20 protein-coding genes are annotated in these 21,338 nt (G+C 53.7%); 10 read left to right on the forward strand and 10 right to left on the reverse strand.

Going from position 1 to position 21,338, the window contains the following annotated elements; all coding sequences use genetic code 11:
- Window positions 1-18: 18 nt before the first annotated feature.
- The gene (locus EKL30_RS02615; RefSeq protein WP_126705614.1) at window positions 19-813 is read right to left on the reverse strand and encodes a tripartite tricarboxylate transporter substrate-binding protein; all 795 of its coding nucleotides are present in this window, start codon (window positions 811-813) and stop codon (window positions 19-21) included.
- Between the two features lie 254 nt (window positions 814-1,067).
- Between EKL30_RS02615 and EKL30_RS02620 the strand changes: the two genes are divergently transcribed.
- Window positions 1,068-1,955, forward strand: coding sequence for a LysR family transcriptional regulator (locus EKL30_RS02620; RefSeq protein ID WP_126705615.1), 888 nt, complete (start codon window positions 1,068-1,070; stop codon window positions 1,953-1,955).
- Between the two features lie 96 nt (window positions 1,956-2,051).
- The gene (locus EKL30_RS02625) at window positions 2,052-4,028 is read left to right on the forward strand and encodes an aconitase family protein (protein ID WP_126705616.1); all 1,977 of its coding nucleotides are present in this window, start codon (window positions 2,052-2,054) and stop codon (window positions 4,026-4,028) included.
- A gap of 41 nt (window positions 4,029-4,069) precedes the next feature.
- Here the strand turns inward: EKL30_RS02625 and EKL30_RS02630 are convergent, their stop codons facing one another.
- The 3 genes from EKL30_RS02630 to EKL30_RS02640 are packed head-to-tail and all read right to left on the reverse strand — an operon-like array spanning window position 4,070 to window position 6,850.
- Entirely contained in the window at window positions 4,070-5,371 is a 1,302-nt protein-coding gene (locus EKL30_RS02630) for a TRAP transporter large permease (RefSeq protein WP_126705617.1), read from the reverse strand.
- Window positions 5,364-5,870, reverse strand: coding sequence for a TRAP transporter small permease (locus EKL30_RS02635; RefSeq protein WP_126705618.1), 507 nt, complete (start codon window positions 5,868-5,870; stop codon window positions 5,364-5,366). The genes EKL30_RS02630 and EKL30_RS02635 overlap by 8 nt, the downstream gene beginning before the upstream one ends.
- A 2-nt stretch (window positions 5,871-5,872) precedes the next feature.
- Complete coding sequence (locus tag EKL30_RS02640) at window positions 5,873-6,850, reverse strand: TRAP transporter substrate-binding protein (protein WP_126705619.1); 978 nt, start codon at window positions 6,848-6,850, stop codon at window positions 5,873-5,875.
- A 230-nt stretch (window positions 6,851-7,080) separates the two neighbouring features.
- Between EKL30_RS02640 and EKL30_RS02645 the strand changes: the two genes are divergently transcribed.
- Genes EKL30_RS02645 through EKL30_RS02665 form a run of 5 tightly spaced genes read left to right on the forward strand, consistent with a single transcriptional unit; the run spans window position 7,081 to window position 13,589 of the window.
- Window positions 7,081-10,716, forward strand: coding sequence for a hydantoinase B/oxoprolinase family protein (locus EKL30_RS02645; protein WP_126706003.1), 3,636 nt, complete (start codon window positions 7,081-7,083; stop codon window positions 10,714-10,716).
- A gap of 53 nt (window positions 10,717-10,769) precedes the next feature.
- Window positions 10,770-11,633 carry a DMT family transporter gene (locus EKL30_RS02650; protein ID WP_126705620.1) on the forward strand — a complete coding sequence of 288 codons (864 nt, stop codon included), beginning with the start codon at window positions 10,770-10,772 and terminating at the stop codon, window positions 11,631-11,633.
- A gap of 47 nt (window positions 11,634-11,680) precedes the next feature.
- Window positions 11,681-12,538: a M23 family metallopeptidase gene (locus EKL30_RS02655; protein WP_126705621.1), complete on the forward strand. Its 858-nt coding sequence runs from the start codon at window positions 11,681-11,683 to the stop codon at window positions 12,536-12,538.
- A 6-nt stretch (window positions 12,539-12,544) separates the two neighbouring features.
- A complete protein-coding gene (locus tag EKL30_RS02660) occupies window positions 12,545-13,225 on the forward strand; it encodes an AzlC family ABC transporter permease (protein ID WP_126705622.1) in 681 nt (226 codons plus the stop codon).
- Between the two features lie 16 nt (window positions 13,226-13,241).
- On the forward strand, window positions 13,242-13,589 hold the full coding sequence (locus EKL30_RS02665; protein WP_126705623.1) for an AzlD domain-containing protein: 348 nt from the start codon (window positions 13,242-13,244) through the stop codon (window positions 13,587-13,589).
- A 63-nt stretch (window positions 13,590-13,652) separates the two neighbouring features.
- Here EKL30_RS02665 and EKL30_RS02670 read toward each other — a convergent pair whose 3' ends face one another.
- The 6 genes from EKL30_RS02670 to xth all read right to left on the reverse strand — a co-directional run bounded on the left by EKL30_RS02670 (window position 13,653) and on the right by xth (window position 18,845).
- Window positions 13,653-15,920 (reverse strand): bifunctional (p)ppGpp synthetase/guanosine-3',5'-bis(diphosphate) 3'-pyrophosphohydrolase, encoded by a 2,268-nt coding sequence (locus EKL30_RS02670; protein WP_126705624.1) that lies wholly within the window; start codon window positions 15,918-15,920, stop codon window positions 13,653-13,655.
- Window positions 15,921-15,938: 18 nt separating this feature from the next.
- A complete protein-coding gene (rpoZ, locus tag EKL30_RS02675) occupies window positions 15,939-16,142 on the reverse strand; it encodes a DNA-directed RNA polymerase subunit omega (protein ID WP_126705625.1) in 204 nt (67 codons plus the stop codon).
- Between the two features lie 34 nt (window positions 16,143-16,176).
- A complete protein-coding gene (gene gmk / locus EKL30_RS02680; protein WP_126705626.1) occupies window positions 16,177-16,812 on the reverse strand; it encodes a guanylate kinase in 636 nt (211 codons plus the stop codon).
- A gap of 127 nt (window positions 16,813-16,939) precedes the next feature.
- Entirely contained in the window at window positions 16,940-17,269 is a 330-nt protein-coding gene (locus tag EKL30_RS02685) for a hypothetical protein (protein ID WP_126705627.1), read from the reverse strand.
- Complete coding sequence (locus EKL30_RS02690) at window positions 17,256-17,900, reverse strand: class I SAM-dependent methyltransferase (protein WP_126705628.1); 645 nt, start codon at window positions 17,898-17,900, stop codon at window positions 17,256-17,258. The genes EKL30_RS02685 and EKL30_RS02690 overlap by 14 nt, the downstream gene beginning before the upstream one ends.
- A gap of 147 nt (window positions 17,901-18,047) precedes the next feature.
- On the reverse strand, window positions 18,048-18,845 hold the full coding sequence (gene xth, locus EKL30_RS02695) for an exodeoxyribonuclease III (RefSeq protein ID WP_126705629.1): 798 nt from the start codon (window positions 18,843-18,845) through the stop codon (window positions 18,048-18,050).
- 211 nt (window positions 18,846-19,056) lie between these two features.
- Here xth and EKL30_RS18800 point away from each other — a divergent pair, with 211 nt between their 5' ends.
- The 3 genes from EKL30_RS18800 to EKL30_RS02705 all read left to right on the forward strand — a co-directional run bounded on the left by EKL30_RS18800 (window position 19,057) and on the right by EKL30_RS02705 (window position 21,265).
- Window positions 19,057-19,200: a hypothetical protein gene (locus EKL30_RS18800; protein WP_158618376.1), complete on the forward strand. Its 144-nt coding sequence runs from the start codon at window positions 19,057-19,059 to the stop codon at window positions 19,198-19,200.
- A 120-nt stretch (window positions 19,201-19,320) separates the two neighbouring features.
- Window positions 19,321-20,502 carry an acetyl-CoA C-acyltransferase family protein gene (locus EKL30_RS02700; RefSeq protein ID WP_126705630.1) on the forward strand — a complete coding sequence of 394 codons (1,182 nt, stop codon included), beginning with the start codon at window positions 19,321-19,323 and terminating at the stop codon, window positions 20,500-20,502.
- Complete coding sequence (locus EKL30_RS02705; RefSeq protein ID WP_126705631.1) at window positions 20,495-21,265, forward strand: spermidine synthase; 771 nt, start codon at window positions 20,495-20,497, stop codon at window positions 21,263-21,265. Before EKL30_RS02700 ends, EKL30_RS02705 begins: the two co-directional genes overlap by 8 nt.
- Window positions 21,266-21,338: the final 73 nt, after the last annotated feature.

The following is a 21,338-nucleotide window of genomic DNA, read 5'->3' on the forward strand; positions in this document are numbered from 1 at the left end:
CATCGAACCCACTTGAATTCAAAACAAATGACTCGAATGGACGACCTCAGGGCGCTTTATCAATTCCCGCTTGCTTGATAAATTTTGCGCTAAGGTCAATATCGTTCTTGATGAGTTGGTGAAACGCGGCATGGTAGATACCGCAAGCGCACGAATAGTACCCGCCTTGATTTGTGCATGTGCTGCCGGAACCGCCAGAAAGGCTGTGTGAATTTGTCCAGAAATCAAATCGCTCACAAGGGTGCTTCCACCTTTGTAGGGAGCGTGCATCATTTTTATATCTGACTTCGCTTCCAGCAATACACTGGCTAAATGCAATGCACTGCCAGATCCGGACGAACCATAATTAAGGGCTTCAGAAGCTTTGCGCGCCGCCCCGACGAGATCTTGGACTGTCTTGTAGGGCGAGTTAGCCGGCACAGTTAACACCAGCGGCACGTAACCTAAAAGCGTACTCGCGGTAAGGTCGTTTATTGAATCGTAGGACAATGATTTGTTCAGGCTGGGATTCACCGAATGGTTCGATGAAATCAGTCCCAATGTATAACCGTTTGATGCCGAGGCTAACACTTCTTTTGTTCCGGGAATCCCGTCTGCGCCGGCCTTGTTATCAATAATGACCATTTGCTTTAACATCTGGCCGAGATCTGCTGAAATGGTACGGGCAACCGTATCAAGGCCGGAGCCGGGAGCGCTTGTGACGACTATTCGTATAGGTCGCTCCGGGTAAGAGCCTGATGCATAAGCGCAGACTGGGCCAGTAACCCAAAGAGTCCCTGTCAACAAGCTTATAAGCAGCTTTCGACGATTCAAGTTTGTCTCCTTTTAAACGAGCTTTTTTATAAGCGACGAATAAAATTCCGTTCATCGCCCGCCATATTGAATATTGCTGGATGAATCAAATAGCACCAGGGCCGATTCTAGGTATCGGCGCTTACGATAACCAGAGCTCTTTCGGGATGGGCGCCATCTCGTTTGGCGATGAGGGAATGGGTTTATACAGTACGTTATTTTGAGTCGGGCAGGGCCAGTTGCTCGAGCCCACACTATCAACGCTGGCGGGGCTTATGACACGACGTATCGATCCTTATAGTTTGCGCCTGTTCGTGGCGACGGCAACCGAGGGGTCTATCGCGCGCGGCGCGGCAAGGGAGCATATTGCGGCGTCGGCGTTGAGCCGCCGGATTTCGGATCTGGAGTATGCCTTGGGCGTGCCATTGTTTGTAAGGTCGCCCCGCGGGATTGAGCTCACTAATGCCGGGCAGGTGGTGTTCGAACGTGGCCTGAAGATAGACGATGATATCCAGCAGTTAAAACGTGACGTTCAAGCTTCAGACGGCGTGGTCAACGGTACAGTCAGGCTATGGGCAAATATGTCATCGATCATAGGATATCTTCCCGAACGCCTTAAGAACTTCACAACAACGTTTCCACATGTGACCCTGGCATTGTCGGAAGTCGATACCCACGAGGTGATACGCGCCTGTCTCGACGATAAAGCGGATGTTGGCGTCGGCGTGAAAACGGATGTGCCAGCGGGTCTGGAATCCTGGTATTTTTCTTCAGACCCCTTGCTGGTGGTTGTGCCAGTTGGGCATGCGTTGGCGAGCGAGCGGTATGTTCAATTTACTCAGGCACTGGCGTATCCCTTGATAGGGGTACATCCCGGCGGTTCGCTGGATACGTTATTGCTTCAAAAAGCCAAGGAAGTACTTGGCACTGCAAGCATACCGGTACAAGTCAGCAGTTTCGACGCCGCTTGTCGCATGGTCGAAGCAGGCTTGGGCATTACGATCATTCCGCGAAGTGCGGCCCGGGCTTATGCCGGAACTCGAAAGTTTGTACGCAAGCCTCTAGTAGAAGTCTGGGCGGCGCGAGAATTATGGATTTACTCGTTGCGAAAGTCGCCGCGGCTGCGATCTGTGGAAGCCTTGATCGAGGCGCTACAGGATTAGGTTGTAAAGGTGTAAACAACGCTATCGCATTTTTCGATGGCCCTTCTGCTGCTTTACTAGTTCGCCTTGCATTGATATCCAGGCAAAATCTGGGCTATGAAAAACATATCCGACCAAGCCATCGTTTTTGGCAAAATCCTTTATTTGTGTAATGACCCTGAACAGATACGGCGACAATTACAGGGAATCCAGTTCGATCATGCAAGTGCGGCTAGCTTGCGCGATGATGTGTCGACTGACGAGATAACTCCGGTCAGCATACTGTCTCATTACGATCAAAAGTTGGGCCAGTTCGTGTATACCGGACTTAAGGTTGCCGGCGAATTCCCCATAGAAAGACACTCGGTCGCGCAGAGCGCATTTCAGGTCGTGGTCGGAGGGCAAAGGTATGGTAAAGGTTCATCGCGCGAACATAGTCCATCGGCAGAGCTATATGCTGGTGTGCGCCTAGTCATTGCCGAGAGCTTCGAAAGGATTTATAGGCAAAACGCAGATAACATCGGACTGTTCACTTCAACCGACTTTGGGCTTCTTGCGCGTATCGAGCGCGGTGAGGCAATAAGTATTCAAGAGCTGATCGCCGACCGCGACGAGCTTGCCGCCGCTATTATTAAAAGTGGCGGGCTGTTGCGATACGGCCAAAAGCATATGCAGCAGATCGATGTGCACTATGTGCCGGTGCATGGTCGTCAGCTAAGCCTTTTCGAAAAGATCGTTGGCCGCCATCAGTTGGAAACGAGCGATGTTCCCGCCGACCCCAAGCCAGGCGAAGGTGCTTTTGTACGAGCCGACTGGCGCTTCATACACGAGTACTACACCGCCATGTGCGCGCATATGCTGGGAATGGCTTACGGCGAATCCTTAGAACTGCGGGATCCGGAAACGATCCTGGTCTTCGAGGACCATACGTCTTATATGCACGACAGTCCGGCCCATATACGAGGGGGACTGATTCCCAATATGGTGGCGATGTGTGAAGCGCAACGTGATTTTTGCCAGAAATACGGCTTGAAGATGCATCGCACCCTCACCGACGAAGAGGCGCTGCTTGATGACGGCAGCAACGTTGCGGGAATCTCGCATGCCATGATGGCGGAACACTATGCGCTTCCGGGCCAGGTCGTCGTAGGTACTGACTCTCATACCCCTCACAGTGGCGCTCTGGGCTGCGTTGCCTTTGGCGTGGGCACGACCGACATGGCCAATGCATTCATGACGGGCGCCACCCGAATGACCATGCCGGAGCAAGTGTTAGTTAACCTTCAAGGCGCTTTGCCAACAGGCGTAACCGCCAAAGACATCGTTTTGCACTTATTGGCGCAGCCAGCGGTTCGAGACGGGGTGGGCGTAGGTAAAGTGTTTGAATTCGCCGGGCCTGTAACCCAGTCATTGTCCATCGACGAAAGGGCCACTCTTACCAATATGGTGGCCGAGTTAGGCGGGTTTACCGGAATTGTTGCTCCCGATGCGAAAACGATCGAGTTTATCCAGGACCGCCGCGGAATTGAATTTCAGCTTGAGTCCTGGATGCATAGTGATGACGGCGCTCACTACGCCCATACGAGCAACATCGATTGTTCAACCCTTACGCCGATTGTGGCCGAACCTGGAGATCCTGGGCGCGGCGTGCCATTGTGCCAGCTGCATCATAAAGTGAAGATTGATATTGCCTACGGCGGATCGTGTACAGGGGGCAAGCGGGCCGATTTCGACCTGTATTACCAAGTGCTTTCTTGGGCGCTGGAGCGGAATATAGGATTGCCTGAACACGTTAAGCTGTACTTGCAATATGGCACAACGGCAGTGCGCGACTATTGTGTTGAGCGGGGATATGATCAGGTCTTCAAAAGAATCGGTGCCCGCATCCTGCAACCTTCTTGTGGTGCCTGTGCTAACTGTGGACCGGGAGTATCGACAAATCCGGATCAAGTTACCGTAAGCGCCATAAATCGGAACTTTCCGGGGCGATCTGGGCCGGGTCTCGTGTGGTTAGCGAGCCCGCCCACTGTTGCAGCCAGTGCACTGGCAGGAGAATTAATGTCTTTTGACGACCTGCAACGTCGAGCTCAATAGAGCAGTCTTGTGGTGTTTCACGAAACACCACAAGACCATCTTTACATCGTCATGTGTTTGGGAAGCCAGGTAGCAATTTCCGGCATTGCGTAAACAAGCAGAACCCCGACAATCATAAGCAGGAACATCGGAAACGAAACCCTTGCGAGGTAAGGCAGTTCTTTCTTGGTCATTCCTGAAAGCACAAACAGGTTAAAGCCCACAGGCGGAGTGATTTGTGCCATTTCGATCACGAACACCAGGAAGATTCCGAACCAGATAAGGTCTATGCCTGCTGCCGTAACGGTAGGAAGCAAGACTCCCATGGTAAGCACGACAATCGATATGCCATCAAGGAAGCACCCCAAAATGATGAAGAAGACCATCAGGGCCATGATGAGCCCGAACTGCGAAAGCCCCAGGGTGGCTATCCATTCAGCCAATGCACGCGGCAAGCCGATATAACCCATAGCCAGAGTCAGGAACTGGGCACCGGCCAGGATGAGGGCGATCATGCAATACAGGCGGGTTGCCCCCATCAACGACTCTTTGAATACTTTCCAGTTCAACGATCCTTGTACCAGCGACAACAACAGCGACCCCAGCACACCGACCGCGGCCGCTTCGGTTGCGGTCGCGAAGCCCGTATAGATGGAACTGAGAACGACGGCGATAAGAATGACGACGGGTATCAAGTGACGTGATTCGTATATTTTTTGCGAAAAGGTCAATGGCTTGTCGGCGTGAGGTATTTGGTCCGGATGCAACAGCGCCCAGATGGCGATGTACCCCATGAAAAGGCCTGCCAGCAAGATACCCGGAAAAATCCCGGCGATGAACAACTTCGAAATGGAAACATCGGCCGATACGCCGTATACGATCATTATGATTGACGGCGGGATCAGCAGACCTAGCGTGCCGGCCCCCGCCAGAGTACCAATGATTTGATCTTGCGGATAACCGCGCCGAGTCAGTTCGGGTATGGTCATTTTGCCGATGGTGGCGCAAGTCGCTGCCGACGAACCGGAAACTGCCGCAAAGATGGCGCAGCCCACCACGTTGGTGTGTAGCAGTCGACCCGGAATGCGGTCCAGCCAAGGGGCCAGTCCCTTAAACAAATCTTGCGAAAGCCGTGAACGAAAAAGGATCTCGCCCATCCACAAGAACAGAGGCAGGGCCGTTAGCGTCCAGCTTGAAGCAGCGCCCCATATGGTGATCGCCATGGCGTCGCCCGCAGGGCGGTTGGAAAAGAGCTCCATGCCCAGCCAGGCAGCCCCTGCCAGAGTCAGTCCAACCCATACTCCACCCGCTAGAAAGCCAAAGATGGATAGGACCAAAAGTGATGTTACTAGTGCTTCATTCATAGTGCGCTTCTTCGCCTTGCACGGTCTCAGGAATACCGCGCATGCGCCTTACGGTTTCGTCGAGCACTGAAATAAAAAAGATAAACGTGCCTATCGCCATGCCAAGCTGCGGTATCCATAAAGGAGTGGCGTCGTCGCCCGTCGAGATGTCGTTGTAAGAGAAAGAGTCCAGGACCAGCTTTCCACTGAACCAGCACAAATTTGCTGTAATCAGGCAGGCAACAAGTAGTGCAAGAATATCGAGCCGCATACGACCTTTCATCGGCAACGCGGAAAGCAAAAGGGTGACACGTATGTGCTCGCCGCTTTTGAACGTATGTGCTAACGCGAGAAAGCCGGCGGCGGCCATAGAGTAGCCGGCATACGCATCCAGGCCACCTATGTGTATACCAAGCTGGCGGGTACTGACGGACATAACCACTGCCACCAGTACGCCGACCATGAATATTGCCGCCAGGCCGCCCGACACCAGATAAAGATTATCAAGAAAACGGCGCATGCTTATTTACTGGCCCGGAACGCGTCAATTGCTTTTTGCCCGTCTGGTCCGGCTTTCTGGATCCACTCAGTTAGCATGGTGGTTCCAACTTTATCAAGGCCCTGCATCAATTCAGGGCTGGGCTTGACGATTTCCATGCCGTTTTTCGCCAGATTATCAAGGTACCACTGAGTTTTTTCCTTGGATAATGCCCAGCCGCGCTTTTCGGCCTCTTGGCCAGCCTCGAGCAACGCTTTCTTGCTTTTTTCGTCCAGCGCATCAAAGGCCTTCTTGTTCACGATAACGGCATTCTTGGGCAACCAGGCCTGGGTATCGTAGAATTTTTTGATGTACTCGTAGGTCTTGGTATCCCACCCGGTGGAGCCCGATGTCATGAAAGCGTTAACAACGCCTGTGGCCATTGCTTGCGCCAGTTCGGACTGCTGAATGGTTACGGGCTGGGCCCCGACAAGTTCGGCGATCCGGGCGGTTACCGGACTGTAAGCGCGCCACTTTACTCCTTTCAAGTCGTCGACCGTTTTGATGTCTTTGTTGGCAAAAATACCCTGAGGGGGCCATGCGACCGTATAAAGCAGTGTCATGCCCTGGGCGGCCAGTTTTTTATTCAATAAGTCTTTTTGCGCCTGATAAAGTTTCCATGCAGCATCGTAACCAGTCGCCAAAAAGGGCAGGCCGTCTAGTGCATAAACTGGGTCTTCATTGGCGTAGTTCGTAAGCAGGATTTCCCCGATCTGCGCCTGATTGCCCTGAACGGCACGCTTGATTTCAGGCGCCTTGTACAACGAGGCGTTGTTGTGCAGCGTGATCTGAAGTTCGCCGCCCGAAAGTTTACTGACGTCTTTGACGAACTGCTCGAGATTTTGCGTATGCAAATTTGATGCGGGGTACGCGCTAGGCAAATCCCACTTGGTGGCGGCTTGAACGTTGAAAGCGAAAGCAGCGGCGCTGGTTGCTGTTAATAAGGCGAGCGTCTTTTTCATTGGGGATCCTTAATTGGAAATATCACACAAGAACAGCACACAAGCCGCCGATTGTAGTGTGGGAACTTAGACGTTCATTCCCTTAAGGCACTAACTGAGGGTAATTCCTAGTATGGTGTCAACTCAATTTTTGTTTCGAGACAGCAAAGTGCGTTCTAATCGTTCCCTTCTAGGGGGGTTGCAAAGCTATTGTCGCTTTGCGACGTCCAAACGCAAGCGGAGCAAGCATGATGAAGTGGCAATTTTGGGTCGATCGTGGCGGTACCTTCACGGATATCGTTGCGGTTACGCCTGATCGGAATATCATCACAACGAAACTGTTATCGGAGAATCCAGAGCAGTATCGTGACGCCGCGGTAGCAGGCATTAAACGTATACTCAATGTAGCAGCAGATCAAGCCGTGCCTGTCGAACAGATCGAATGCGTGAAGATGGGTACCACCGTTGCAACGAATGCCTTGCTCGAGCGCAAGGGCGAACGCACTGTACTGATAACGACACGCGGATTCCGCGATGCGCTGCGCATTGCCTACCAGAACCGCCCACGGTTGTTCGATCGCCACATCGTGTTGCCAGAACTACTGTACGAAAGTGTCGTCGAAATCGACGAACGTGTGAACGCTCAGGGACAAGTCCTTAACGCGCCCGATCTGCAGGTGGTCCGCGCGCAACTGACAGAAATTTACGATAACGGCGTAAGAGCGGTTGCCATTGTCTTGATGCATGCCTGGATTCGGTCGGAGCACGAAGCGATGGTGGCACAGCTTGCTCGCGGTATCGGCTTTACCCAGGTATCGGTCTCGCATGAAGTCAGTCCCTTGATCAAATTCGTCTCGCGCGGCGATACGACTGTCGTTGACGCTTACCTTTCGCCAATATTGCGACGATACGTCGAGCAAGTGGCCTCTGAGCTTCCAGGTGTTCCGCTGCTATTCATGCAGTCCAGCGGCGGTTTGACACACGCCGACCGATTCCGCGGAAAAGATGCAATCTTGTCAGGCCCTGCAGGCGGTATCGTGGGTATGGCACGCACCAGCGAGCGTGCCGGGTTCAAACAGGTTATCGGTTTCGACATGGGGGGTACGTCCACGGACGTTTCTCATTATGCAGGTGAATTCGAGCGCGAATTCGAGACGCAGGTGGCTGGTGTTCGTATGCGAGCCCCAATGATGAGCATCAACACCGTTGCGGCCGGAGGCGGTTCTATCCTGCACTTCGATGGAGCCCGCCTGCGTGTCGGTCCCGATTCAGCCGGCGCCAATCCCGGGCCGGCTTGCTATCGCCGTGGCGGTCCATTAGCCGTTACCGATTGCAATGTCATGCTGGGTAAGATACAGCCCGATTTCTTTCCTAACGTATTTGGCCCTCAAGCCGACCAGCCGCTGGATCTTGATACCGTACGCCAAAAGTTCAACGACATGGCGCTAGAGGTAACACGCGCGACCGGAAGGAGCATGAGCCCAGAAGTTTTGGCGGAAGGATTTCTCTCCATTGCGGTCGGAAATATGGCAGAGGCCATCAAGCGCATTTCAGTTCAGCAGGGCCACGACGTCACCACATATGCCTTGACTGTGTTCGGCGGTGCAGGCGGCCAGCACGCATGCCTGGTGGCCGACGCCCTAGGCATGACGCGCATTTTTTCCCACCCCTACGGAGGCGTCCTATCGGCCTATGGAATGGGCTTGGCGGATCAGATTGAAATTCGTCAGCAAACCGTAGAGAAGGTGTTGGAGGAAGCGCTTTTAAGCAGCCTGCAGGCATACCGTTTCGAGTTGACCGAACAAGCATCGCAAGGCATGGGTGAGCAGCACACGCAGCAGGGCACGATACAAAGTGTGTGCCGCGTTCATTTGAAATATGAAGGCACTGATACTGCCCTTGACGTGCTGCTTTCCGATTCGGTCGCTGCTATGCAAGAGGACTTTGAGCAAGCCTATCGCCAGCGCTATTCTTTCCTGATGCCCGAAAGGCGTCTCGTCGTGGAGTCGATATCGCTTGAAGCCAGCCTTGCAGGTGACCAAATTGCGGAGCCGCCAGCCCCTATGTCGGATCGTCAAGGAGCACCCCGGCCACGTGCTGTCCGGCCCATGTTCAGCGCTGGTGCGTGGCATGACACACCCGTATATGAGCGCTCGGATTTACAGGCCGAAGACGTGCTTGACGGCCCTGTGATCATATCCGAACCCAATCAGACCATCGTCGTCGAGCCCGAGTGGCAGGCCAGGTTGACGCCTGAAAACCATTGGGTCTTGACGCGACTGAAGGCATTGACCGGCCAAATGGAAGTCAGCTCGCAGGTTAACCCCATCATGCTGGAGGTATTCAATAATCTCTTCATGTCCATCGCCGATCAAATGGGCGTCCGCTTGCAGAACACAGCGTATTCAGTGAACATCAAAGAGCGGCTGGATTTTTCTTGCGCCATTTTCGACGTACAGGGCAATCTGATTGCCAATGCACCCCATATGCCGGTTCACTTGGGCTCCATGAGTGAGTCCATCAAGACGGTGATGCGCGAGAATGAGGGCCGGATGCAGGCGGGCGACGCCTATGTGGTGAACGATCCCTACCACGGTGGCACCCATTTGCCCGACGTTACGGTGATCACGCCGGTATTCGACCGCGCAGGCGTAGATATCTTGTTTTTTGTTGGCTCGCGCGGACACCATGCCGATATCGGCGGTCTGACCCCGGGCTCCATGCCGCCTAATTCCAAAACGGTAGCCGATGAAGGTGTACTGTTTACTAATTTCCAATTGGTCGGCAATGGCATTTTTCGTGAGGCCGAAGCCCGGGCAATATTGGGATCCGGTCAATGGCCGGCCCGCAATCCCGATCAAAATCTGGCTGATATGCGCGCACAGATTGCCGCCAATGAAAAAGGCGCCCGTGAATTGCTGAATATGTGCGATCAGTTCGGACTAGGCGTGGTCGCTGCGTATATGCAGCACGTGCAAGATAACGCGGAAGAAGCGGTCCGTAAAGTCATTACCCGCTTACGTGACGGCAAGTTCGACTACGCTTTGGACAATGGCGCCCATATCCGCGTCGCGATCACGGTACGGCACGAAGAACGCAGTGCCACCATCGACTTTACCGGGACATCGCCACAACTGGACAACAATTTCAATGCGCCTGAATCCATTGCCGTAGCGGCAGTGCTGTACGTGTTCAGAACGCTGGTGGACGACGATATCCCCTTGAATGCAGGTTGCCTGAAGCCGCTCCAGATCATCGTGCCGCAGGGATCCATGCTAAAGCCGAATCCTCCGGCTGCTGTTGTCGCCGGCAATGTGGAAACGTCGATGTGCATCGTTAATGCCTTATACGGAGCATTGGGTGTTTTGGCCGCAAGCCAGGGAACCATGAACAATTTCACCTTCGGAAATCACCAATACCAGTACTACGAGACGGTGTCCGGTGGCACAGGCGCAGGACCGGAACGCATCGGCATGCCATTCGAAACGGCGGGCGGCTTCGATGGGACTTCGGTGGTGCAAGCCCATATGACGAACTCGCGTCTGACTGATCCTGAAATATTGGAACTACGTTTCCCCGTCAGGCTCGAATCCTACGAAATTCGACGGGCTTCCGGAGGCGCAGGGCGTTGGCGCGGCGGCGATGGCGGTGTGCGAAAGGTTCGCTTCCTTGAATCGATGACCGCCGCCATTCTGTCGAATAATCGAGTGTATCCTCCCTTTGGGCTTGCTGGCGGGCAGCCCGGCATGCTGGGCGTGAACTATGTCGAGCGCGCAGACGGTAGCCGTACACCGCTCGGCCCACAAGATAGCATTCAACTTTCCCCGGGCGATATGTTTGTTATCGAGACACCTGGAGGTGGGGGCTATGGGCACGCCGAACCTTGATATGTTGTTAAGGCCAGACTGTAGTTGTCGTTGAATCGGAAGCGAGCCTGAAGATGGTAGCGTTGGCGATATTATTTGTCTTTATCTGGTCTACCGGCTTCATTGTGGGGAAGGCGATAGTTCCGTACGCCGACCCCACCTTGTTTCTTCTGGTTCGTACTTTGATCGCCGCAGCCATGTTCACGGCGATAGTGTCATATGCCAGGTTGACTTGGCCGCCTTGGCGCGAGATACCTAAACATTTATTCGCAGGCATATTGCTGCAGGGTTTGTATTTATCGGCAACCTATTGGGCCATTGCAGGCGGGCTGCCCCCCGCTATCATGGCTCTTCTCGGCGCACTGCAACCTCTGATGACGGCCTTCCTGGCAATCCCCATACTCAAAGAGATTCCAACGCGCAAGATATGGCTTGGCCTTGTGTTAGGCTTACTGGGTGTTTTCCTGGTTATACAGCCAAGCTTGGGCCGTAACGGCAATGAATCGTTCTCTATTGTTGTTCTGCTCATTGATTTGCTTGCCATATTGTCGATTACATTCGGCACTATCCTGCAGAAGACGTCGATATCGAAAGTCGATATTCGTGTTTCCGCAGCTTTGCAGAACATTGGCTCGGTATTCTTTACTGGTCTATTCGTGTGGATTTTGGGCGAAGATCGCTGGATTTGGTCAGTTGAGTTATGGGCGTCCTTGCTTTGGGCTGCGTTCGTGCTTTCAGGAATTGGAACATTGCTGCTGGTCTGGATCGTGCGCAGGGGTCAGGCGGCTACGGCGTCATCACTGATGTTCCTGGCTCCGCCTTTGGCGGCGATTGAGGCCTATTTTCTTTTTGGCGACCGACTCAGCGCGATTCAGCTATTGGGGTTTGTGATTGCCGTGACGGGTGTGCTTGTTTGCAACTGGCGGCGGCAGCGCTAAATACCCGAAAACTTGATACCAAGATTTTGTCAGGAAATGGTTTTTTTATGAGAACAAAAACTCTTATACGCCGTCTCGCACTTGTATTGGGCACAGTTTTATTGAGCCCGATGTCGGCGAGCGCACAAGGTTATATAAGCCGATTGCTGAATCAGCCGGTACCCGGCGGCGTAGCAGTGGTGGCTTTGGGTCACTCGCCGGATGCACCTCGCGTGTTCTATAAAGAGGAACGCGTAATGGTATTGCGCGACAGTGATCAGGAATGGATAGCCATTGTCGGCGTAGATCTTAAGACATCGCCGGGTCGCCAAATACTCAAAGTGGAAAGCATGGGCGCTGCGCGCCAGGAAAGCTTCGAAGTGGGCGAAAAGAACTACGAGTCGCAACACATTACCTTAAAAAATAAAAGCCAAGTCAACCCCGACCCCGAACAAACACGTCGCTTCGAGCGCGAGTATAAAGAGCAGATTGATGCCTATAAGAATTTTCGAGAGGCAATCCCCAGCAACGTCGTTCTAGACAGACCTGTCAGCGGGCGGCTCTCGAGCCCGTTCGGATTGCGACGATTTTTCAATGGTGAAGAGCGTAATGCCCATTCCGGGCTCGATTTTGCCGTTCCGCTAGGCACTCCGATCAAGGCTCCGGCGAACGGCGTCGTTACTATTGTCGCGGACTATTTCTTCAATGGTAAAACAGTATTCATCGATCATGGCCAGGGCTTTATCAGCATGTACTGCCATCTGTCAGGGTTCGAGGTAAAGAAGGGTGATGTGATAGAACGCGGACAAATTATTGGCAGGGTGGGCGCCACCGGCCGGGCCACCGGACCTCATCTCCACTGGAATATAAGCCTTAATAACGCTCGCGTCGATCCAGCTATCTTCATCAATGCCTTCAAGCCCTAAGCAGCCGTGACGTGTCCGTTCTTTCGTGGCTTCACAGACAGTATTTCGATTGCCGTCGGCTATATTCCCGTCGCAATATCGTTTGGACTGGCTGCGGTATATGCAGATTTGTCGCCCTGGCTCGCCGTTCTCGTATCGCTTTTGGTCTATGCAGGTGCGAGCCAGTTCATACTGATCAGCCTCGTCGCAAGCGGCACGGCTGCCTTCAGTGTGGTGGGCATTGTCCTGCTGATGAATTTGCGTCACCTCTTCTATGGACCTGCTGTGCTCTCCAGTCTGGCTCCTTCCAAGCGGAGCGTGCCAGTGCTGTTTTTGGCGGCCGGACTGACGGATGAAGTATTTGCCACGTCCATTAGCAGGATGGCTAAACAGCCGCCAGAAGAGCGCGAATCCTGGTATCTTGGTTTGCAGCTGGGAGCCTACCTTGCCTGGGTAGGCGGGACAGCAATTGGCGCCTTCTTCGGTCACGATTGGGTGCGCGACTCCGAGATACTGATGCAGACCCTGGGCTTTGTACTGCCGGCGCTATTCTTTGCCTTATTGCTCGAGATCCGGCGCGTCGTCCCAACATACCTGCTGGTCGGGGCTGCAGCAGCGACTATCCTATGTTTGTCAGTACTGCCAGCTTATGGCGCAATTGTGGCTGGCATGGCGGCTGGCGCCTTGCTAGGCGCACGTCGGGCTTAATGCCTTGGAGCTAACAATGGATAATGCGACCCTGCTGTGGGTAATTGTGCTTAGCGGAGGCGGCACTCTATTAATTCGATATTTACCGATGCGGTGGCAGGAAAGGGGCATCAAGAGCGCGCGAGGCAGTCAAAAACTGCGCAAGGCACTGGATGCAATAGGGCCGTCGGCAATTGTCGCCTTACTAATGGCTTCATTGGCGAATATGCTGGCGCCTGCCGTCATCGCTCAGAACGGGTTACCTATCGTTATGGGGCTGATCGGAGTGGTCGCAGGTAAAAGACTGGTAGGCGATATCGCGTGGTCAACGCTTAGCGGTGTAATTGCTTATGGCGTAACGGTGTGGCTGCTAACCATTGTATAGACTGATAGTGCCTTGCGAGGCGAACGGTTTGATTGTTATCCGGTTAGCCTACCACCGAAGTGATCAGCCTTTTAACCGTACAATTTTTTGCACTTGAGGTACATGACGAATCGCGCGGATGACCTGCGCCAGGTGCTTGCGACTGTCGACTTGAACGGTAAGGTGCAGAATGCCCGTGGCGGCCGCGTCGTCTTGCATGGTCAGATGCATGATGTTGGAGTCCGCCTCGGTGACTTCGGCCGCAAGACGGCCCAGAACGCCTCTTTCGTTGACCACCGTAACATCAAGCCGGGTAGAGAGGTGCCGTGCTGTGTTGCTATCCCACAAGACCGGGATCCAACGCTCTGGTTCGCGAGCACGTTGGCGCTGTGCGACGGCGCATTCTTCCATGTGTACCACCAGGCCGTGTCCAAGACGGATTCCACCAATAATGGCATCGCCTGGCAAGGGACCACAACAGGGCGCCAGTTGAACCGCTTGCCCTTCATTGCCATGAATAAGAATGGGCGCACTGGTCACGGACGATAGCTCGTCAAATGCAGCCGCGGTGGTGGCAAGGAAGGCGTTCTCTGGGGCGAAACGACGCGCTACCACAGCCGCCAAGCGTTTTCCCAGCCCGATATCAGCCAAGATTTCTTCGCGAGATGTGGCGCCAGAACTTTTGGCGAGCTTTTCCCAGTCGGGATCGTCGTCGGTGGGATGCGGTAGATGTAATTGGTCGAATGCCTGATTCAGCAGGCGTTGGCCGAAGGCCACCGATTCTTCCAGCTTCACGGTGCGCAGGTAGTGGCGGATTTCGGATCGCGCACGGCCTGTTCGAACGTAGTTAAGCCATTGTGCACTGGGTCGTGAGGCGGGAGACGTAATGATTTCAACGGCGTCGCCGCTTTTGAGTTCAGTACGCAACGGAGCGAATTCGCCGTTTATCTTTGAAGCGACTGCTTGGTTTCCGATATCGGTATGAATCGTATAGGCGAAATCGACGGGCGTGGCGCCCCGCGGCAGGGAGATAATCTTGCCCTGAGGGGTGAAGACATATACCGCATCAGGGAACAAGTCGACCTTGACGTGTTCAAGGAACTCGCCCGAATCGCCGGTTTGGCTTTGGATGTCCAGCAGCGACTGTAGCCATTGATGAGTACGCTTTTGCAGGTCGTTAAGCGTAACGTTGTCTTCTTTATACAACCAGTGTGAAGCAACGCCTTCTTCGGCCACGTGATCCATGTCGCGGGTACGGAACTGGAACTCGACCGGAGTGCCATAGGGGCCCACCAGAGTGGTATGTAAGGACTGATATCCGTTGAGCTTCGGAATGGCGATATAGTCTTTGAACTTGCCAGGTACGGGGCGATACAGTTGATGCAGCGTACCTAAAGCCAGATAGCATTCCGGCAGGGTATGGACTATGACGCGAAACCCGTAGATGTCTAGTACCTCGGAAAATGACTTTTTTTGTTCCGCCATTTTCGTGTAAATGCTGTACAGAGACTTCTCACGTCCGCTGACTTCGGCTTCTATGCCAGCCGCAGGTAACGCCACGCGTACGGCGTCGGAAATTTTTCCGAGTACCTCGCGCCGGTTTCCACGCGCGGCCATCATGGCTTTATGCAAGACCCGATAGCGGTCGGGATAGATTGCCTGGAAACATAGATCTTGCAGTTCGCGGAATAAGGCGTTTAACCCCAGACGGTGCGCAATGGGTGTGTAAATTTCCAGGGTCTCGCGCGCGATGCGGCGACGTTTCTCGACCTTGACGGCCCCGAGCGTCCGCATATTATGCAGGCGGTCAGCCAGTTTGATCAGAATGACGCGTACGTCACGCGCCATGGCAAGCAGCATCTTACGGAAGCTTTCCGCTTGTTGCTCTGCTTTGGTGGCGAATTCAAGCCGTTCTAATTTAGACAGCCCGTCAACGATTTCGGAGACGTCCGCGCCGAATTTTTCGGCCAGTTCTTGTTTGGCGACGCCCTGATCCTCGATGACATCATGAAGCAGGGCAGCCATGAGAGAATCTGCGTCGAGCTTCCAACCGGCGCAGATTTCAGTAACGGCAATCGGATGCGAAATATACGGTTCGCCACTAGCCCGGAACTGGCCTAAATGGGCCTGATCGGCAAAACGGTAAGCCTCTTTGACGCGTTCAATGTCTTTTGGACTGAGGTAATGGCTAATGACCTGCGTAAGGGGGGCAAGCGACGCAATCGTGTTCGGTTGCGCGTCGGCAAGACCGAGCGGCGTAGTCTTTGGCGGCTTGCCCCGACGCAGGCGAGTACCTTTCTTCAGGACGGCCAGGAGGCCCGATGAAGCACCGCGAAGACTGGTAAACGCCATAAGACTAGCCCCGTGAAATCAAGTTGGGACTTTACGCAGCATTTCGGGCCCCGTAACGCCGGCGGCGATCTCGCGCAAAGCTGTAACGGTGGGTTTGTCTTTGCTGTCAATGCGCGGTTCGTGACCTTGTGCCAGTTCGCGTGCACGATAAGTGGCGGCGAGAGTCAGGTTAAAGCGATTCGGGATTTTTTCCAGACAGTCTTCGACAGTAATACGGGCCATGGTAAACCTATAAGCAGATGTTTTTATGGGAAGGTCAGGCAGGAGTTTTACTAATGCCTAACTGTGAAAAAAGGTCGGCATTGCGGGCGGCTTGAGTAGCATAGCGCAAACGTGTCGCTGCAACAATTTGCCCCAGTTGTAGCAATGCGGTGCTAAATTCTTGATTAATAATAACATATTGGCACTCTGATACGTGCGACATTTCCCCGCCTGCAGCGAGCAGTCGGCGTGAGATCACGTGCGGCGCGTCTTGCCCTCGGTTCGTTAGACGCATTTCCAGCGCTTCGATTGACGGGGGCAAGATAAAAATGCCTACCGCCTGCGGGTAATGTTCACGGACCTGACGGGCGCCTTGCCAGTCAATCTCCAGCAGTATGTCTTTACCTTGACCAAGGGCTTGGTCAATGCGGTCGCGTGGCGTGCCGTAAAAATTGCCATGGACTTCAGCCCATTCCAGCATGGCGTTTTGATCACGCATTGCCAGAAATTCATCCGCAGTGACGAAGCGATAATGCTTCCCAGCCTCCTCGCCGGGACGGGGCGCGCGGGTCGTGCATGAGATCGACAGTTGAAGGCTTGGATCTTCGGCGAGAAGCGCGTTGACCAAGCTGGATTTCCCTGCCCCGCTAGGGGCCACGACCATGAAGATATTGCCAGAAGAAGATGTCATGAATATTGGTGGTAACAATTAAACAGCGCAGGGTAATAAATCCTTCGCTCTCGTACGCCTACTGCGGGGTTAACGCTGAACGTTTTCAAAGCCGCGGCGAATGTCAGCGCTACGCCGCGGATTATCGCTAGTCTTGAATGGCGTTATTGCTTTGCCCGAGTTCTTCGAGGGCATCAAGATAGGTTCGCTGATCAGAACACATAAATACGGCGGCATCGCCAGGATTCATATTGAAAGTGATGTCCTGAATCTGTTCGTGGACTTCATCCGGATGGCTTATGGCAGCTACGTGCACATCGCCGTCCTGTTCGAATTGTTCCGGAGGTACGAAGTCGGCCACCAGGTTGATATCTGGTTCGCTAAGCACCACATAGGCCCGGAAGTGAAGGTCTTCGATGCTGACGTCCAAAACGACGCCTTGCTGGAGTGTTTCTACAATGTGGCTATGAACATTCATTGGCGGGATGCGGCAGTTTGGCTGATTTGAATGAAAATGTACTGATGTTGGCCGGTGGCAGGTTCGCCCAGACTACTTTGGAATTTATTTGATGGCTTAATATAGAAGCGCGCCACTTAGGCAATCCAAGATTGTACGTGAATTGAATGGCGACCCCACCGTCATGCAGTAATTCCCGCCATTGCTGCAGAATGGATTGGGTAATGGGCTCTGACAATGAACATAGGGGTAGGCTCGAGACGATAGCCTGTATCTTGACGTTTCGTGGGATCAGTTGGATTAAATCGGCAGCGTTTCCGTGTATGACTTCAACGTCCGGGAAGCGTTCACGAAGTCGTTGCACGAAAGGGCTGGAAAACTCAACCACTCTTAATCGTTCCGGTGCTACACCGTGGTCCAGCAGCGCACGGGTAATGACTCCTGTCCCGCCTCCCAATTCGATAATCAATCCGTCGTTTGAGCCTGGAAGTTGCCTGGCCATTTGGCGTGCAAGAAATTTCGAGCTAGGACAGATGGCGCCGATAGCGCCAGGCCGATTGCAAAGCTCCTGAAGAAAAACCCCAGGAGCGATGGTTTTAAGATATTTGGAAACCCGTCGGGCGCGACCCAGCGCGAGGACTCGAAGCATCATGCAGAACCTATCTTATTCAAGTTGCGTAACGTTAACAGCTGATGCATGGAACGCAATGTCGAAATGTTAATACCAATACCTTGCTGCAACATTAGAGACGTATCGGTTTGGTCCTACGGTGAAGATATACGGCAGCTGACGCACCGATCAAGCCGTCACCAACCCGGCTAGATCCAGCGTCGCAATAACGGGAACGTGATCGGAAGGCTGTTCATTGGCTCGAGGCGCCTTGTCAATGACACACGTGCTGCAATAGGGCTGTAGCGCTTCTGAGAGCAATACGTGGTCAATACGCAGACCTGCATTCCGGCGGAATGCAAAGCGCCGGTAATCCCACCAAGTAAACGATTTCTCTTCCTGGTCAAACTGACGAAACGCATCAGATAGCCCGAGGTCGAGCAAACACCGAAACGCCTCACGTTCGGCCTCGGACACAAGAACTTCGCCGATCCACTTCATGGGGTCGTGGACGTCCTCGTCTTTGGGCGCCACGTTGTAATCACCGAGAATTGCCAGGCGCGGGTAGCGTTCAAGCTCGTCGCGCAACCAAGCGTGCAACGCGGCATACCACTTGAGCTTATATTCATATTTGTCGCTTCCGACCGACTGGCCGTTAGGACAATAAGCACTGATGACACGGATATCGCCTATAGGGCTGTCAAGCGTTGCGGCAATGATGCGCTGCTGGTGATCTTCGAACAGCGGAAGGTTGCGCTGTACATCGCTACTACCGGCACGCGTCACGATGGCAACTCCGTTGTACGTCTTCTGGCCAGCCCAGGCGGCCTGATAGCCAATTTCCTGAAAGGCGTCCAGCGGAAATTTTTCGTCAGGCAACTTAAGTTCTTGAAGACACAAGGCGTCGACTGGATTTGCGGCCAGCCAATCCAGCACTTGTGGAAGCCTAACTTTCAAGGAGTTGATATTCCAGGTCGCGAGTTTCATTTTTTATGTTCAGCTTTCGTCATATCAGGCGAAATAATGCTTGCGCCTGTGGTCAAACAGTGCCAGGTTGGCGAAGCATAGTGTATCAGCGAAGCTTTCCATCGAGCCTAAGTCTTTGAGCTAATTAGCTTTATTTGCAGTAATGAAGTACCCTAATAGAGTACAGAGGCGCGGGGTGCGCCTCTTGTAATGCATAAAGGAGAAAGCTAGCATGGCAACAAAACCGACCCAAAAAAAGCAACCTTTTGTAATTGAGCCGCTTAATTGGGTGGCTCCTGAAGTAGACCGCGACGAACAGGTTAAACGCACCGAAGATGCGAAGCAACCGACGCCTGGGAAGGAATCCCGCAGTTAAGGGTCAACATAACCCGTAGCCAACGGCAGGAGTAATTCCTGCCGTTTTTTTTTTAACAGACGGGAATAGCGCGCTAATATTCGGTATTAACCGATGCTGTTAAAAACTAGGAGACTCAACATGGAAGACGTAGTCGTAATTGGAGCATGCCGCACTGCAATAGGCGATTTCGGTGGTGGCCTGAAAGACGTGCCGCCATGTGATTTGGGCGCCGCGGTGGTGCGTTCCGTTCTCGAGCGAAGCAACATTTCCGGGGCCGACGTCGAGCACGTGGTTTTTGGCCACGTCATCAACACAGAGCCGCGTGATATGTATCTATCCAGGGTAGCAGCGATGAATGCCGGCGTCGGCGAGTCGACCCCTGCATTTAATGTGAATCGTCTGTGTGGGTCTGGACTGCAAGCAATCATATCAGCCGCACAGGCGCTCAAGCTAGGTGATGCGCAGGTAGCCATTGGCGCCGGAGCCGAGAGCATGAGCAGGGCGCCGTACATTGCTCCCTCTCAGCGATGGGGCGCGCGTATGGGTGACAGCGTGATGATCGACATGATGAACGGTGCATTATCCGACCCGTTCGACAAGATCCATATGGGCGTGACAGCGGAAAACGTAGCGAAGAAATATGGCATTTCTCGCGACGATCAAGATGCGCTTGCTCTGTCATCACATCAGCGTGCCGAAGCGGCTATCACCAAGGGCTATTTTAAAGAGCAGATCGTCCCTATTGTTCAAAAGACACGTAAGGGCGATGTGGTTTTCGACACAGACGAACACGTGCGCATCGGTGCAAAAGCCGAAAATTTTTCCGCCTTAAGGGCCGTCTTTGTGAAAGAAAACGGGACCGTCACCGCGGGCAATGCTTCAGGCCTGAATGACGGTGCTGGGGCAGTGCTCCTCATGACCGCCAGCGCAGCCAAGGCTCGTGGCTTGAAGCCAATGGCGCGCCTGGTTTCGTATGGCCATGCCGGCGTCGACCCTAAATATATGGGAATTGGCCCCGTTCCGGCGACCCGTATCGCGCTCGAGAAGGCGGGTATTAGCATTGCGCAGCTTGACGTCATTGAAGCAAATGAAGCGTTTGCTGCCCAAGCCTGCGCAGTCAGCAAAGAACTCGGATTCGATAGCCAGAAACTGAATCCCAACGGAAGCGGAATCGGCTTAGGGCACCCTATCGGAGCAACAGGGGCCATCATCACGGTCAAGGCGCTTCACGAACTCGAACGTATTCAGGGGCGTTATGCCCTCGTGACAATGTGCATAGGTGGCGGGCAGGGTATTGCCGCGATTTTCGAACGTGTTTGAAACGAAACCGTGGGCTAACGACGAGCCCACCTTATCTGAACTCGGCGGGGTGCGGTATTTGCACTTCGGTACCGAGTGGGTTCAGGGCGCTATGCGAGTAGGCCGGCCAAACGAGTTGGTGTTGGCCTACACCCAGCAAATGATGGCATGGCTGTTATTCCTCGAGCCGTCCAAAACTGACGATGTCGGTATCATGGGGCTTGGCGCCGGTTCGCTTCTACGCTATATGCTGAAGAACACTACAGCCTCCGTCGAAACCGCTGAATGGAATCCGCAAGTTACGGCAATATGCAGGGCTTACTTTCGCCTGCCTGATTCGCCTCGGTCGGTTATCGACCATAGCGATGCGGCAGTGTGGGTACAGAAACGCAGGAACATCGGCCGTTACATGGCCCTAATGGTGGACTTGTACGATGCACAGGCACAAGGACCCGTGCGCGACTCCCTGGAGTTTTATCAGGACTGCTACGGCGCCTTGTCTGACGTCGGCATCATGACGGTCAATCTCTTTGGAGATCACGCCAGTTTCCCGCCCAATCTCGAAAATATTCGAAAGGCATTTAAGGGGCAGGTGTTGGAGCTCCCGGAAATCGACGCCGGAAATCGAGTGGTATTGGCCTTCAAAGGGCCCTTGTTGAATGTGACGACCGCGCAATTGCTTGGCCGCGCCGAACAAGTGGAAGCGGTGTACGGGCTTCCTGCGCGCCGATGGGCGAAAGCCTTATTGGCTCAACATGAAGCCGCCAGCAAGGTCGCCTTATAGCCGAGGTGCGCCAACTGGGGATTGAGCCACCGAATATAGACTGGTTTGCAGGGATTTCCCTTCGAGACAAGGT

The sequence above is a fragment of the Candidimonas sp. SYP-B2681 genome (genome assembly GCF_003971065.1).
Classification (GTDB): Bacteria; Pseudomonadota; Gammaproteobacteria; order Burkholderiales; family Burkholderiaceae_B; genus Pollutimonas.

Bases quoted from the DNA above. Each gene is read 5' to 3' on its own strand.
- EKL30_RS02635 (WP_126705618.1), bottom strand. From the start codon at position 5,870: ATGCGCCGTTTTCTTGATAATCTTTATCTGGTGTCGGGCGGCCTGGCG.
- EKL30_RS02625 (WP_126705616.1), top strand. From the start codon at position 2,052: ATGAAAAACATATCCGACCAAGCCATCGTTTTTGGCAAAATCCTTTAT.
- EKL30_RS02655 (WP_126705621.1), top strand. From the start codon at position 11,681: ATGAGAACAAAAACTCTTATACGCCGTCTCGCACTTGTATTGGGCACA.
- EKL30_RS02640 (WP_126705619.1), bottom strand. From the start codon at position 6,850: ATGAAAAAGACGCTCGCCTTATTAACAGCAACCAGCGCCGCTGCTTTC.
- gmk (WP_126705626.1), bottom strand. From the start codon at position 16,812: ATGACATCTTCTTCTGGCAATATCTTCATGGTCGTGGCCCCTAGCGGG.
- EKL30_RS02650 (WP_126705620.1), top strand. From the start codon at position 10,770: ATGGTAGCGTTGGCGATATTATTTGTCTTTATCTGGTCTACCGGCTTC.
- EKL30_RS02690 (WP_126705628.1), bottom strand. From the start codon at position 17,900: ATGATGCTTCGAGTCCTCGCGCTGGGTCGCGCCCGACGGGTTTCCAAA.
- EKL30_RS02665 (WP_126705623.1), top strand. From the start codon at position 13,242: ATGGATAATGCGACCCTGCTGTGGGTAATTGTGCTTAGCGGAGGCGGC.
- EKL30_RS18800 (WP_158618376.1), top strand. From the start codon at position 19,057: ATGGCAACAAAACCGACCCAAAAAAAGCAACCTTTTGTAATTGAGCCG.
- xth (WP_126705629.1), bottom strand. From the start codon at position 18,845: ATGAAACTCGCGACCTGGAATATCAACTCCTTGAAAGTTAGGCTTCCA.
- EKL30_RS02685 (WP_126705627.1), bottom strand. From the start codon at position 17,269: ATGAATGTTCATAGCCACATTGTAGAAACACTCCAGCAAGGCGTCGTT.
- EKL30_RS02700 (WP_126705630.1), top strand. From the start codon at position 19,321: ATGGAAGACGTAGTCGTAATTGGAGCATGCCGCACTGCAATAGGCGAT.
- EKL30_RS02670 (WP_126705624.1), bottom strand. From the start codon at position 15,920: ATGGCGTTTACCAGTCTTCGCGGTGCTTCATCGGGCCTCCTGGCCGTC.
- EKL30_RS02620 (WP_126705615.1), top strand. From the start codon at position 1,068: ATGACACGACGTATCGATCCTTATAGTTTGCGCCTGTTCGTGGCGACG.
- rpoZ (WP_126705625.1), bottom strand. From the start codon at position 16,142: ATGGCCCGTATTACTGTCGAAGACTGTCTGGAAAAAATCCCGAATCGC.
- EKL30_RS02645 (WP_126706003.1), top strand. From the start codon at position 7,081: ATGAAGTGGCAATTTTGGGTCGATCGTGGCGGTACCTTCACGGATATC.
- EKL30_RS02630 (WP_126705617.1), bottom strand. From the start codon at position 5,371: ATGAATGAAGCACTAGTAACATCACTTTTGGTCCTATCCATCTTTGGC.